The sequence below is a fragment of the Kribbella yunnanensis genome (genome assembly GCF_039529655.1).
GTDB lineage: Bacteria > Actinomycetota > Actinomycetes > Propionibacteriales > Kribbellaceae > Kribbella > Kribbella yunnanensis.
The window spans coordinates 342681-356397 of the sequence record NZ_BAAANF010000002.1 but is presented as its reverse complement, the minus strand read 5'-3'; the positions used below and the strand labels follow the sequence as shown (position 1 = coordinate 356397).

At 68.8% G+C, this 13717-nt stretch carries 11 protein-coding genes; 5 read left to right on the top strand and 6 right to left on the bottom strand.

Annotated elements, in window-relative coordinates:
- Window positions 1-4: 4 nt before the first annotated feature.
- Window positions 5-1087 (bottom strand): ferredoxin reductase, encoded by a 1083-nt coding sequence (locus ABD231_RS03155; protein ID WP_344144925.1) that lies wholly within the window; start codon window positions 1085-1087, stop codon window positions 5-7.
- Between the two features lie 85 nt (window positions 1088-1172).
- On the opposite strand from ABD231_RS03155, the gene ABD231_RS03150 reads away from it, so the two are divergent.
- Window positions 1173-2438: a PucR family transcriptional regulator gene (locus ABD231_RS03150; protein WP_344144923.1), complete on the top strand. Its 1266-nt coding sequence runs from the start codon at window positions 1173-1175 to the stop codon at window positions 2436-2438.
- Here the strand turns inward: ABD231_RS03150 and ABD231_RS03145 are convergent.
- Genes ABD231_RS03145 through ABD231_RS03135 form a run of 3 tightly spaced genes read right to left on the bottom strand, consistent with a single transcriptional unit; the run spans window position 2415 to window position 6025 of the window.
- The gene (locus ABD231_RS03145) at window positions 2415-3809 is read right to left on the bottom strand and encodes a hypothetical protein (RefSeq protein WP_344144921.1); all 1395 of its coding nucleotides are present in this window, start codon (window positions 3807-3809) and stop codon (window positions 2415-2417) included. The two genes, ABD231_RS03150 and ABD231_RS03145, sit on opposite strands and share 24 nt — an antisense overlap.
- Window positions 3806-4816 (bottom strand): hypothetical protein, encoded by a 1011-nt coding sequence (locus ABD231_RS03140; protein WP_344144919.1) that lies wholly within the window; start codon window positions 4814-4816, stop codon window positions 3806-3808. Before ABD231_RS03140 ends, ABD231_RS03145 begins: the two co-directional genes overlap by 4 nt.
- A 15-nt stretch (window positions 4817-4831) precedes the next feature.
- Window positions 4832-6025, bottom strand: coding sequence for an MFS transporter (locus tag ABD231_RS03135; RefSeq protein ID WP_344144917.1), 1194 nt, complete (start codon window positions 6023-6025; stop codon window positions 4832-4834).
- 89 nt (window positions 6026-6114) lie between these two features.
- Between ABD231_RS03135 and ABD231_RS03130 the strand changes: the two genes are divergently transcribed.
- The 4 genes from ABD231_RS03130 (at window position 6115) to tuf (ending at window position 12710) form a co-directional block, all read left to right on the top strand.
- On the top strand, window positions 6115-6426 hold the full coding sequence (locus tag ABD231_RS03130; protein ID WP_344144915.1) for an ArsR/SmtB family transcription factor: 312 nt from the start codon (window positions 6115-6117) through the stop codon (window positions 6424-6426).
- A 22-nt stretch (window positions 6427-6448) separates the two neighbouring features.
- Window positions 6449-8707 (top strand): outer membrane protein assembly factor BamB family protein, encoded by a 2259-nt coding sequence (locus ABD231_RS03125; RefSeq protein WP_344144913.1) that lies wholly within the window; start codon window positions 6449-6451, stop codon window positions 8705-8707.
- Between the two features lie 159 nt (window positions 8708-8866).
- On the top strand, window positions 8867-11248 hold the full coding sequence (locus tag ABD231_RS03120) for a hypothetical protein (protein ID WP_344144911.1): 2382 nt from the start codon (window positions 8867-8869) through the stop codon (window positions 11246-11248).
- Window positions 11249-11522: 274 nt separating this feature from the next.
- Window positions 11523-12710, top strand: coding sequence for an elongation factor Tu (gene tuf, locus ABD231_RS03115; RefSeq protein WP_344144909.1), 1188 nt, complete (start codon window positions 11523-11525; stop codon window positions 12708-12710).
- A gap of 18 nt (window positions 12711-12728) precedes the next feature.
- Here tuf and ABD231_RS03110 read toward each other — a convergent pair whose 3' ends face one another.
- Together ABD231_RS03110 and ABD231_RS03105 are read right to left on the bottom strand one after the other, a co-directional pair.
- On the bottom strand, window positions 12729-12995 hold the full coding sequence (locus tag ABD231_RS03110; RefSeq protein WP_344144907.1) for a DUF4031 domain-containing protein: 267 nt from the start codon (window positions 12993-12995) through the stop codon (window positions 12729-12731).
- Window positions 12992-13696 (bottom strand): copper homeostasis protein CutC, encoded by a 705-nt coding sequence (locus tag ABD231_RS03105; RefSeq protein WP_344144905.1) that lies wholly within the window; start codon window positions 13694-13696, stop codon window positions 12992-12994. Before ABD231_RS03105 ends, ABD231_RS03110 begins: the two co-directional genes overlap by 4 nt.
- Between the last annotated feature and the right edge of the window lie 21 nt (window positions 13697-13717).

Sequence of the window (13717 nt, the reverse complement as noted above, 5' to 3'; positions counted from 1 at the left end):
TTTCTCAACAGTCGATGTCGCAGGCGCCGGCCGCGGCCGAGATACAGGTCTGGATGAGTACGCCGTCTCCTGGCGCGGCGGTGGTGACATCTCCGGAGCGGAGGTCGCGCACCGAGCCCGAGCGCAGCGGAAGCACGCAGGAAAAGCAGATGCCCATCCGGCAACCAGACGGCATCAGTACGCCGTTCTGCTCGCCGGCGTCGAGGATCGGCGTCGCACCGTCGAGCTCGACCGTGGTCCCGGTCGCGGAGAAGGTGACGCTGCCACCTTCTCCTGGCTCGGCCAGTGCGGTCCGGAAGCGCTCGGTGTGCAGCACACCCGCCCACTGCTCCTCGAGCGCATCCAGCAGACCCGCAGGTCCACAGGCCCACGTCTCGCGCTCAGCAAGGTCCGGTACGACGTCCGCCAGCGCAGCGACGTCGAGTCGGCCGTGCGTGTCGGTGTGCTGCTCGACCAACCGCAGGTGTCCAGCAGCGGCGTACTCGCGCAGCTCGTCGCCAAAGATCACGTCCTCGGCCCGAGCCTCGGAGTGCACCAGGACCGCGTCGTTGAGCCGGCCGAGACCTGCACGCAGCATGCCCATCACCGGGGTGATGCCGCTGCCGCCGGTGACGAACAGGACCTTCGCCGGCGCAGGGTCCGGCAGCACGAAGTCCCCGACCGCCTGGTCGAGGTGCACGAGCTGGCCCGGTCGTAGCTCCTGCGCGAGATGTGCGCTGACCAGACCGTCCGGGACGGCCTTCGCGGTGATGGTGATCAGTCCGTCGCCAGGCGCGGAAGTCAGCGAGTAGGAGCGCCACAAGCGGACGCCGTCGACCTCCAGACCGATCCGGACGTACTGACCCGGCCGGTGGCCGCGCCAGGCATCGCCAGGCCGCAGTACGACGGTCACTGCGTTGCCGTTCTCGGGGCGGACGTCGACCACTCGGGCGCGCAGGTCGGCGCCTGCCCGGAGCGGCCGGAACATGTCGAGGTAGTCGGCGGGGTCACGCGGGTGGGTGGCCGCCGCCGCAACCTGCCAGGCCCGGTCGCGCAGCCGGCTGCGGAACGTCGTCCGCGCGCGCGGGTCTGAGGCAAAGGTCGTCATGCGCTCCAGCATCCTCGACCCACGGTGTAGTTTCATGACCAAAGACGGTGAATCTGAAACCTGACCTTGTTCGGAGGGAACAGTTTTGTCGGCCACTGACCCCACCCGGCACGCCAGCCGGACGGCCCGCGGAGCCGCCGAGCTGAAGCTCGGCGAAGCCGCCATCGGGCTCCTCCGCGCCCGCCTGCCGGAAATCGCGGGTCTGACGGTGACCGCGATCATCGTCGAGGTCCCCGGCTACACCAATGCGCTGGCCGGACCGATGGGGGCCAAGATCGAGAACGCGGTCCAGTTCGCCCTCGGCGGCTTCCTGCGGCTGGCCAGCAGCGGCGAGCCCGGTACGCCGCTCGCGCCCACACTCGAGGCTGCGTACGTGCTGGGTCGCGGCGAGGCCCGCAGCGGCCGGAGCATGGACGCCCTGCTCGCCGCCTACCGCGTCGGCGCCCGGGTGTCCTGGCGAGAGCTCTCCCGTACGGCGGTCGAGGCCAGCCTGCCCGCGGACACCGTGGCCAAGTTCGCCGAACTCGTCTTCGCCTACATCGACGAGCTGTCCGCCGCGAGCGTCTCCGGCCACACCGACGAGCTGGCCACCACTGGGCGAGTCCGGCAACGCTATCTCCAGGTGCTGAGCCGCAGCCTGCTGCAGGGCGACACCCGCGAGCACTTGATCGCCAAGGCCGAGCAGGCCGACTGGGATCCGCCGCGGACGCTGACCGCTGTGATCCTGCCGAGCGCACACCTCCGAGGCGTCCTCGGAGCCCTGGATCCACGGACCCTGCACCCGGACGACGACCTGGCCGATCTCACCACTCCCGATCCGCTGGGCGAGGAGGACCCCGCCGAGCTGGGCGTTCTGCTGGTCGCCGATGCTGATGGGTCGGCCCGGACCACCCTGCTGCGAACTCTCCGCGGGCGCCAAGCCACCGTCGGTCCGGCACAACCGTGGACGACCGTGCGTACGTCGTACCTGCGCGCTCTGCAGGCCCGCAGACTCCAGCTCACCGCCGGCGCGGACGCAGTCGTCGACACCGAGAGCCATCTGGCCACGCTGGTCGTCACCTCGGATCCGACGGCTCTCGACGATCTCCGTCGACAGGTGCTGGCACCCCTCGCAGACCTGCGCCCAGCCACGGCGGACCGCCTCACCGAGACACTGCGCGAGTGGCTGCTGCATCTGGGCCGCCGCGACGATGTCGCCGCGGCCCTGCACATCCACCCGCAGACTGTCCGCTACCGCATGACCCAGCTCCGGCAGCTCTTCGGTCCGCGTCTGGACGATCCACAGGTCATTCTCGACCTGACCATCGCCTTGTCCGCAAAGGCCCCGCTAGAACCCGCGCGACCCGCCTGAGCGACGCGACGACCGTCGGGACGAGCCACCACCACTGGATCGGGTGCGCGACGAGTAGGAGCGCCGCGACGACCCGCTCGACCAGCCGCTGTCGCCATCACTGGACGAACTGCGGGACGACTCCCAGCTGCTGATCGACGTACCGACATCGTCGCGCCAGCGTCCGAAGCGAGCACCTGCTCGGCGAGAGGCCCAGCGAGAGCGCATCCGCTCACCGGCTCGCCGCGTGTTCTCTTCGGGGTACCACCAGCGTCGCCCGTCGCCCTGTGACCAGTAGCCGTCGATGTAGGCGGCCAGTTCCTCGCCGAATGTCCAGTAGGGCTTGGCGTCCCGCCACAGCGTGACCATCCGGATCTGCGGCTGCTCACCGGCTTCGTCGCGCTGCTTGCAAGCCGCACACACGTCCACCTTGCGGGTGGTGCCACCTTCGGGCTGCCACTCGACCTCTGCCGAGCTGGGCCCGTGCCGCGGGTCGAAGAAGCACGGCGGTGTCGGCTCCGGGATCGGCTGCCCAGCTCGTACGGCGTCGATGCACACCAGCCCGTAGCGCGCAGAACCGAGCAGGGTCGTCACGGCCTCGATGTCGGCATCACCCTTGGCCGCATCCAAGCGGTGCCTAGCTTTCTCGACTGTGTCGAGCACATCCTTCGACAGCTTCGCCTGCTGCGGTTCACTCGTCGCGGGTAGCTGTGACACCTGCTGCGAGAGCGCGATGATCTCTTCGTTCAGCATGGGGCTAACGACTGACAGATGCGCCTTCTCGTCGCTCCGCCGCGCCCTACGCGCTCCCAGCGTGACGATGCCCCACCAGAGACCGAACACTCCGCCAATGCCACCGGCCCACGGCGCAATGTCTATGTACCAAGGCTTGTCGACCACCTGCGCCCGCAGGATGAATCGCTCGAGCATCCGCTCGTAGTTCGGCGCACAGCAGTCCACGGCCGAGTCCACTGCGTCTTCGACGTGGTACGTCGGACCATGGTCAGCGCGCTGCACCGCATGGAAGCCACGACCCTTGCTCTGCGAGCTCGCATCGACCAGTACGGCGTACACACCTTCGACACCGACGCGGTCGTACAGCTGGTCGGCGATCTCCTCGCCGTCCCAGGCAAGGCTTCCGTACTCGCTGTTCTTGAGCTTCGACGCCGGGACGACCGCGATCCGGATCGGCGCTGCCGCATTCTTGGCCGCCGCGTTCAGTTGCGCGACCTCGGTCGAGGTCAGCTCGTCTACGTCGGGATCGACCCACACCCCGGTGTCGCCGAGGTTCGCGGCCACCTCGTTCAGGTAGGCGTCCGGTGTGGTGGCCGCCGCCTGGGCCGGCAGCACCGGGAGCACTACTAGGGCGAGTACTGCAAGTAGGCGCTTCATCGTCCACTCCTTGCGAGGCGGGCCTGGCAGGACTTGCAGACCGGGATCTCCCGCGGCTGGCCGCCGCCGGGTGTGAACATCCAGTCGGTCACCGAAACGCCGTGTGCCGGATCGAAGAAGCAGCGTGCCCGGCGCGGCGGTGCGGGTGTGCCTGCGACCAGCGCTTGCGCACAGGCCAACCGCCAGCGCCCGTACTCAACGCGGGCGCGCACATCGAGCAGCTCGTCGTCATCCAGATCACCGTTGACCACCCGACCGGCATCGGCGTACGCATCCAGTGCTGCTTGCACGTCCGCTGCGTTATCCACGCCATCCAGACGCACGTCTGCCGCATCCAGTTCCTCACCGAACCGCGTGACGTCCTCACGGGCCAGCGCCTGCCGCTCGGTCAGCGTGTCCGCCTCATCCGGCAGTACGTCGTACGACGGCCGGTACAGCGCAGGCCCCGAGTCCTTGGCCGGCCGGGCCTTCCACCAGCGCCGAACCAGTCCCAGCCCCGCGAGCAGCACGACCAGTGCGCCCACCAACCAGATCCAGCCCGGCGGACCAGCAGATGCCTTCGGTACGTCGAGCTGATCGAGCACCCCGTTGAGTGTGCCGACCGGATCGGACCGGCTGTGCCTGGCCAGCTCCTCGGTGAGGATGTTCGCGATCGGGGTGTCCACGCCGACCGCACTCCCCCAGATGAGCGCACCACCGAAGACGACCAGGTACACGCCGTCCGCAGCCTGCTTGTCGACCAGCGCATCCACATAGGCCTTGGCTGCGGCCCCGTTGTCGCCACCGCCGTTGTTGAGCACGGCCGCCGGTACCACCGCGATCCGGATCGCCGGAACGCGCCCGTCGATCCGCGACCGCAGTTCGTCCGCGTCCCGATCCGGGACCAGCGCGCGCTGCGTGGAATCGACGTACACGGGTGACTTCTTCCACCCGTCGATGACCGGAGCGGGGTCAGCCGCTCCGGTCATCGTGGTGGTCAGCAGCATCAGCGCGGCCAGCAATCGCATGGCCGCTACCTTGCCCTAGGCAGAGGGCGAAACCGCTACCGGCTCCTCTTCGACATGCTCGAGTTCTTCGATGTCTTCGAGCCCTGGGTCACGCCGCAGGGTCAGCGTCAGCGCCAGCACGATCAGCGACAGTACGGCGGCCAGCGGGGGCAGGTAGCGCAGTCCGGCCACCTGGATGACCAGACCGCCGACCACTGCGGACAGTCCGGCGCCGAGGTAGATCGCCGAGGCGTTGAGTGCAATCAGCAGTCCACCGCCCAGCTCCAGCAGCAGGTTCTGGATAGGCGGGTTGAAGGCCCAGGTGAACATGCCCCAGACGAACAAGGCCACCCCGGCACCCACTGCGCTGGTGGCAGTCAGGTCCAGTGTGCTGACCGCCAGGATGATGCCGATCAGCAGCACGATCAGGGTGCGGATGCTGCCGAAGCGGTCGGTGGCGCGGCCGCCGATTAGGTTGCCGACCACCGCACCGACGCCGTACACGAGTAGCAGGATGCCGGTGACGTTGCCGGTCAGACCAGCCGTCTCCTTGAGCAGCGGCACGATGTAGATGTAGACGCTGAAGGCACCCAGCACACCGAGCACCGACATCGCCAGGACGATCTGAACGCGACGGTCGGCCAGTCCGGCGAACCGCTCACGCAGCCCGACCACAGGTGGCGCAGGAACCTTCGGCAGCGCGGTCCGCTCGACCAGAGCAACCAGCACCGCGACAACCGCGATCAGCGCGAACACACCCTTGTAGCCAAGGGTCGGGCCCAGCAGACTGCCGGCCGGTACACCCAGCACCAGCGCGAACGTCAGACCGCCGAAGACGACTGCAACCGCTCGACCACGCTCTTCAGGTGGGAGCAGTCCGGTGGCGAACAGAGTGGCCGCCGGCGTGTACGCAGCAGCGCCGAACGCAGCCACCACCCGCCCGGCGACCAGCACCGGGTAGTTGGTCGCCACGGCGGCGATCAGGTTGCCGAGCGCGGCCAGAACGAGTGCGGCGATCAGAAGCGTGCGGCGCTCCCACCGGCCGGTCAACGTGGCCAGGATCGGCGCACCGACGGCGTAGGCGAGTGAGAACGCGGTGGCGAGCTGACCTGCGGCGGTCAGCGAGACGTGGAGCTCGGAGCTGACATCGGGCAGCACGCCGGACACGACATACGCGCTGGTGCCGACCGCGAACGCACCAGCACCAAGCAGGTAGATCCGTGCGGACATGAGGTCCTTCCCGGGGAGGATTCGAGTAGTTCGATGAAGATCGTACTACGAAACTCATCGAAGTTCGACAGCCGTCGTACTATGGACCCATGACCAGGAAACAGCTCCCCCAGCCGGACCGGGGCGAGATCCGCGTCGAGGCGGTTCTGCAGGCCCTCGGCGAGCCGGTGCGGCTGCAGATCGTCCGCGCGCTCGCGGACACCCCCGAGGGCATCGCCTGCGGCGAGATCGAGCTGCCCGTCACGCCCTCCACCCGGGCGCACCACCTGCGCACCCTGCGCGAGGCCGGTGTGCTGACCACTCACACCGAGGGCACGCGGCGGATCAGCAGTCTGCGCCGCGAGGACCTTGATGCGCTCTACCCGGGCCTGCTGACCGGAGTGCTGTCGGCCGACCAGTAGCGGCGGCTGGCAGACTGGCGCTGTGGTCGAGCTACGCGCACGTTGGGACGGCCTGGTGCCCGGTCCTGGCGAACTCGCCGACGAGCTGATCACTCAGTACGTCGAGCGCAACAGGCGCGCCTATCGCGACCAGTACCTCGAGATCGTGCTGACGGCACTGGAATCGCTCATCCAGCTGTCGACCGACCCCACGTCGGTCCGGCTCGCGGCCTGGTTCCACCGCGCGGTCCACGAACCCGGTGGCACTCCAGCCGAGGATGCCGAGGCATCAGCACGGTTGGCCGAGCGACTCCTCCCCCGGTACGGCGTCGCGGCGATCCGGGTCGCCGAAGTCGCCCGCCTGGTCCGGCTGACCGGCGAACTGGCCGCACCACCGACCGACTCGTACGCACCGCCCCGGCGCGACGCCAATGGCGACGTACTGCTCGATGCGGTCAACGCGATCCTGTCCGCCGACCCGGTCCGGTACGCCGTCCACGTTGCTGAGGTACGGCGGGATGTGGGCGACCGCCGGAGCGCACTGGAGCAGCGGTACGACGACGTGCGCGAGCTGCTCGATGGTCACCTCTACCGCACCCAGCTGGCCAGGCAACGCCTCAGTCCGGTCGCCCGGGTCAACCTGGAGACCGAGCTGGCCGGACTCGACAGCGAACTGCCTGCGCCCTGGCGTGGTTGGCAGCAGGCTGCTCTCACCGCGACGGCAATGTTCTGCGCGATCGGATCCACTGTGGTTGCCATTGCGGCCGCAGGCGCCTCCTGGCAGATTCCGACCGCACCCGGCGAGGCCGGCTGGCCGCCGGTCGCCTTGGCCGTGCTGGCGTTCATCAGCGCACCAGTGCTGTTCCGCTGCGCGCGTAGTTCGAGTCAACGAGCCTGTCTGGTCGCGGGCGCCGTACTGGCGGTTGCTGTCACCGGACTACTGATCGCCTGGGCACAGGCGCCGCGGATCAACCCAGCGGTTGGCGTTGGCCTCCGAGTGCCATTGCTGATCTCTGCACTACTGCTCCTGCTGCTGTCCGGTGGCGCAGCACTCGCAGGCTCTTTACTACGCACCAGAACCGCACGCTTCCTCCCGAGCCGGAACCTCGGGCAGCAGTTGGCCTGGCTCGCCGTACCAGGGGTTGTTGCGCTGACCCTGCTGCTGATCGTGCAGCCGCTGGCGCGCAACTACGTCCTGAGCACGAACGAGCGAGTCGAACTGTCACCCCGCCCAGCAGGCAAGGCCACACCGTCCACTCTGAACGGCGCGGTCGCCTGGGTGAGCAAGGCGACGCTCGGCGCCGGCGCGGAAGAGGCGATCGGCACGCAGTACGGCATCGCGATCCCGCGGCCGAACGGTGTCGTCGACATGCTCGATGCCGCGACCGGTGATCTGCGCTGGCGCTACAGCCGTTCCGACTCCGACGAGCGGCCGACGATCGTGGCGACCGGTGATGGCGAGTACGTGCTCGCAGAGTTTCCCGATGTCGGCTACCTGCTGCTCGACGCCAATACCGGTCAGCGCAAAGCCGCCTGGCCCGGGCGGACGCGTGACCACCTCATCGCGCAGGCACAGCCGCTGCTGACCGGTGAGCGCGTCCTGCACGGTTCCGACAAGCTCCACGGTCTCGACCCGAACGGCCACGAGAGGTGGACCTTCAAGCCAGGTGACTGCTCCGATCTCGACGCGGTCGCCTCCACGGACGCTGTGGTCGCGTTCCTGGGCAACTGCGGCGGCCGGCCGGACGCAGTGACCGGGCTGGACCTCAAGTCCGGCAAGAAGCTGTGGACCAAGACCGCGACCGACACCTACCGGCGTCCGGTCGTCGCGGGCGGACTCGTCGTGGTCGCCGAGCCTGGTGGGGACTCCGACGTACCGGAGGCTCTGACGGCGATCGAACCGCGGACCGGTGCGGTCAAGTGGCGCTGGCCGGTGCCACAGACCTGGGCCTGCCGGACGCTGCTGAACGCCGCCGGCCGGTACCTGATCGTCGTCGACTGTCCTGGACCGAGCACGATCGAGAACCGGCACACCGTCGTCACTGCGATCGACACCGCCACCGGCCGGACCGCCTGGCAGGTCACCGCGCGAGTGGACCCGCGGGCCAAGGTCACGGTGACCGCGGACGGCCGGGTCGTCTCACTCAGCCGGGACGCCGAGGCCTGCTCGGCCAACGTGATCGAGCGGGCCGGATTCCGCCAGGTCCGGTTACCCCTCGGAATCACCTGCAGTCGCGACGCCTTTGCGGTCGGTAATCAGGTCCTGGTGACCGGGGACAACGCTGTCATCGCCTTGCGCTAACTCAGTGTGATCCACAACGCAATGCCAACAGTGCAATTCGATGCTGTGGGCACCCTTCGAAGCGGCTAGGTGACGAGCCGGTATCGCTTTGGCCACGACCGTCTCCGGGAGCCCGAGATCGGTCGGTACGGACTCCTTGGTGGTGCGAGACTCCCTGCCATGGACCTGCGCGACCAGTGGAATCGCCTGCTGCCGCACGCGCAGCCGTTGGGCGATGATCTGCTGGCTCGTTACGCAGAGCAACATCGGCACTATCACGACCAGCGGCATCTGACCGAGGTCCTGCGCACGGTGGACGAGCTCGCGGACGCCGCCGACGATGCGGACACTGTCCGGCTGGCCGCCTGGTTCCACGACGCGATCTACGACCCGCAGGCCGACCCCGGTGAGAACGAAGAGGTCTCGGCCCAACTGGCCGAGCTCGAGCTCGCCGCGTACGGCGTCGACGCCGCGAAGGTCGAGGAGGTCGGTCGCCTGGTCCGGCTGACCGCCAAGCACGACTGTGCCCCCGACGACGCGAACGGCGCCGTACTGTGCGACGCCGACCTGCGCATCCTGAGCATGCCCGCGGACCGGTACGACGAGTACGCGGCCGGCATCCGGCAGGAGTACGCGCACATCGACGACCGCGCCTTCGCTCGCGGCCGGATGTCGTTCCTGCAAGGGCTGGCCGAGACCGATCTCTATGCGACCAGTGCCGGCCACGACGCGTGGGAGCGAACTGCGCGCGCCAATCTGGAGCGGGAGCTCGACTCCTGGGGCCCTAAGGCGGCCCGGCCGATCGGCGGGCTGATCCCGATCGTCTACTTCGGCGCTGCGCTCGGTGCGGTCGTGGCCGCGTCGGTCCTGCTCGGCCGCGGCCTCGGAGCCGCGTCGAAGTGGCCGGCCGACCCGTCTGACCTCACCGGCTTCCCGGTGTGGGCTCCGATCGCAGGAACCGCAGCAGCCACAGCACTGGGCTGTGCGTGGTTCCGGCGCTCACAGCAGCGACTGCTGGCTATCCCGGCGCTGCTGTTCGCAGTAGCCGGTGTGATCGCGGTCGGGATCTGCTGGTGGCGTTGGCCGGCCGCACAGCCCGGTGCCGCGATGTCCGAGCGCTGGCCGTACCTGCTGCTCGCGTCGATCACCCTCATTCTCTCCGGCGGTCTGCTGGCACTGGCACGCCGGCTTCGCCGCGCACCGCCGTACTCGCAGTCTCCGCCGCAGTGGCTGGGTGTTGCCGCCACTGCTGTGTGTGGAGCCCTGCTGGCGTGGATCGTGGTGTCGGCTGGTGAGCCGTTCGTGCAGGCACGACTGGAGACAGCCAACACAGTCAGTACGACGACCACTGCCGAACCGACTCAGCTGCCGGTCCAGTTCGACGGCACGCTCGCTTGGACGCGCGAAGTACCCGCAGCCGGTGCGATTGCCGGTACCGCGGGCGGAGTGGCCGAGTTGCGACCGGACGGCGTGGTCATGTCCGACGGGAACTCCGGCCAGATCCGCTGGCGGTATGCGCGGGCAGATGTCGACGACGCCGCCTCCAGCGGTTCGAAGGGACTGCTGGTCTCCGGTGACGGCCGCATCGTCGCCGCGAACCTCCCGTACGCCGGGAACCGCGCACCGACCGGTATCGACCTGCCGACGTACGCCGTACTGAACGCAGTGACCGGTGAGGTGCTCACCGAGGTTCACACCGACGGCCGGGCACTGGCGGTCAACCAGGACCAGCTGTTGATCTCCGAAGGCAACTACGTCGCGGCGCATGGTGTGAGCAACCCGACGCACTGGCGGACGCAGCTGCGCTGCAACGTGACACAGGGCGAGTTGCTGAGCGACCAGGCGATCGTGGTCGACGCGTGTGCCGGCAACGGCGCAGTCGTGCGCGGTCTGGACCTCAAGACCGGTGACCAGCTCTGGGAGGTCGACCTGGGTCAGCGGTTCGACCTGAGCGCCGAGCTGGACCCGGACACCTGGGTCGGCGACCTGGTCGCCGTACCGGACACCCGTGAGGTCTCCGGCCTGATCTGGACCGCCGCAGCGGGCGGAACGCTCAACCAGTGGTCGATCGATGTCGGCGAGGGCCGGATGAGCTGGACCACCTCAGTGCCGGGTACGCCGCGGCCGCGGCTCGGACCGGCATCGTGCGACGCACAGCTCGCCGCAACCCACGCATCACTCGTGCTGATCACCTGCCGGAACGCTACGGACCCCTCAGCGCCGCAGACGTACGACGTCTCGGCGGCGAACCCGGCCGACGGCACTCCGCAGTGGCATCACCTGCTGCAGGTGCCACCGAAGTTGCAGCAACCCGAGTACCCGCGGGACGGGTTCGCACTGCTGCCGGACGGGCGCGTGATCACGCTGATGCCGCAGCCGAACGGCAGCTGCTCACCAGTGATGATCGGTACCGCGGGCATCCAGCCCCGGCCGATCCTGCCCGGCCCGACAGCCGCATCGGTCGCCCGCTCCGAAGAGGTCACCTGCAACAAGCCGGTCACCACAGTGGCCGGTGCGCGACCCGTCTTCTCCGACGGCACCCGGCTGTTCGCCCTGAACTGACCACTCGGGAATTCCGTTGCGGTAGGCACTGTTACTACCTAACGTGATCCGCATGTACCGCGTGGTTTTCGAGCTGTTCCTGTCAGGCACCGGCCTGACGGGCGCTCCCACGTGGGCTGCCGCGTCAGTCGATAGCCGACCCTCTTCCTGCTGATCAGGACCCGCGGAGGAGGGTGGCCCGAGACCGGCCCCCTTCCGCGCGGTGACAGCGCCGGGAGGCCAGCCGGAGGGTCCTGGACTCGTCCAGAATCTTCTGACCAGCAAGGGAAAACTCATGGCCAAGAGCCAGTTCGTGCGGTCCAAGCCGCACCTCAACATCGGGACGATGGGTCACGTCGACCACGGCAAGACCACGCTGACCGCCGCCATCACCAAGGTGCTCGCCGAGCGCGACCCGGCCGCCAACCGGTTCGTCGCGTTCGACGGGATCGACCGGGCGCCGGAGGAGGTCGCGCGCGGTATCACCATCAACATCAGCCACGTCGAGTACGAGACCGCGTCCCGCCACTACGCGCACGTCGACATGCCCGGGCACGCCGACTACGTGAAGAACATGATCACCGGCGCCGCCCAGGTGGACGCCGCGATCCTGGTCGTGTCCGCACAGGACGGTGCGATGCCGCAGACGCGGGAGCACGTGTTGCTCGCGCAGCGCGTCGGCGTGCCGTACCTGGTGGTCGCGCTCAACAAGGCGGACACCGTCGACGACCCCGAGCTGCTCGACCTGGTCGAGCTGGAAGTCCGTGAGCTCCTGACGGAGTACGGCTTCCCGGGCGACGACGTACCGGTGGTGCGCGTCTCCGGCCTGAAGGCGCTGGAGGGCGACCCGCGGTGGACCGCTGCGATCGGTGAGCTGCTGGATGCGGTGGACAGCTACGTTCCGACGCCGGAGCGCGAGCTGACCGAGCCGTTCCTGATGCCGGTCGAGGGCGTGCTCACGATCAGCGGCCGGGGCACAGTCGTCACCGGTGCGGTGGAGCGCGGCACGCTTCAGGTCGGTGCAGCCGTCGACGTGGTCGGTCTCGGTGAGACCGTCAGCAGCACGGCGATCGGGCTCGAGACGTTCGGCAAGACGCTGGACGTTGTACAGGCCGGTGACAACGCAGCGATCCTGCTGCGGGGCGTGAAGCGCGACGAGGTTCGTCGCGGCATGGTGGTCGCAGTACCCGGCACGGTGCGTCCGCACCGCGCGTTCCGGGCCACACTGCACGCACTGTCCACCGCCGAGGGTGGCCGGCACACGCCGTTCGCCGCGGACTACCGCCCGCAGTTCTACTTCCGGACCACGGACGTGTCCGGCGGTATCGACCTCGGTACGACCACACAGGTCATGCCGGGTGACACGGTCGACCTGGCCGTGGAGCTGGCGAAGCCGATCGCCATGAACGTCGGCCTCGGCTTCGCAGTCCGCGAAGGCGGTCACACCGTCGCCGCAGGCACAGTCACCGAACTGCTCGACTGACGCAACGGCCCTCAACCCTCAACGGGTTGGGGGCCGTTTGCGATGCCGTAGACCTGCGGCGGTGATGCGGCTGACCAGCTCGCGGCTGGAGACCGGTACGGCGCCGGCCGCGATCAGGTCGTCGTACCGATCGCTGGGTACGTCGTAGTGGTCGCGGTCGAAGCCGCGGGCGGGGATACCGGCGGCCTTCGCGAAGGCGTGTAGCTCTTCGTGCGACTCGTCGCTGACGAGGTGCGACCAGAGCCGGTCCCAGGCTGACCAGGCGGGCGGATCGATCAGGATCATCCGCGGGAGTCCTGTGCGTCGAGCAGGTTGCGCCAGGAGCGGACGAAACGCGAGTTCACGTAGGCCTTGGTCCATGAGCCGTCCTGGCGGACCGACGAGCCGACGTGGAAGCGCCGTACGCCGGACTGGTACAGCCACGGAACATGCTCGGGCTTCAGCGCGCCACCGGCCATCATCACGCTCGCCACGGCCGGATCGGCCTTGGCCAGCTTGCACAGGTCGTCCAGACCGTGTCCGACGCCCAGCGACGACCCTGCGGTCAGCACGCAGTCGAGACCGGACAGCGAGCGCAGCGCACGCCAGGCCGCCGCCTGCTCCAGTACGGCGTCGATCGCGCGGTGGAACGTCCACGGCGTACCGGCGAAGGTGCTGGCCAGTGCGGCCACCGACTCGACGTCGACCACGTTGTCCGGGGTCAGGAACCCCAGCACGAACCCGTCCGCACCGGCGGCGAGGTAGGACTGCGCCTGCGCGGTCATCCGGTTCAGCTCGGCGCCGTTCGTGGTGAACGAGTCGGACAGCCGCAGCATCACCCGCAACGGCAGATCGGTCGCCCGGCGGATCGCACTGACCGTCGAGACCGACGGCGACAGCCCGTCGGCCTCCATCGACGCGCACAGCTCCAGCCGGTCCGCACCACCCTCTTGCGCCGCCTCCGCATCCGCCGGATGCAGGGCGATCACCTCCAGCAACGAAGCCATGCCGCCATCATCCCAGGCGGT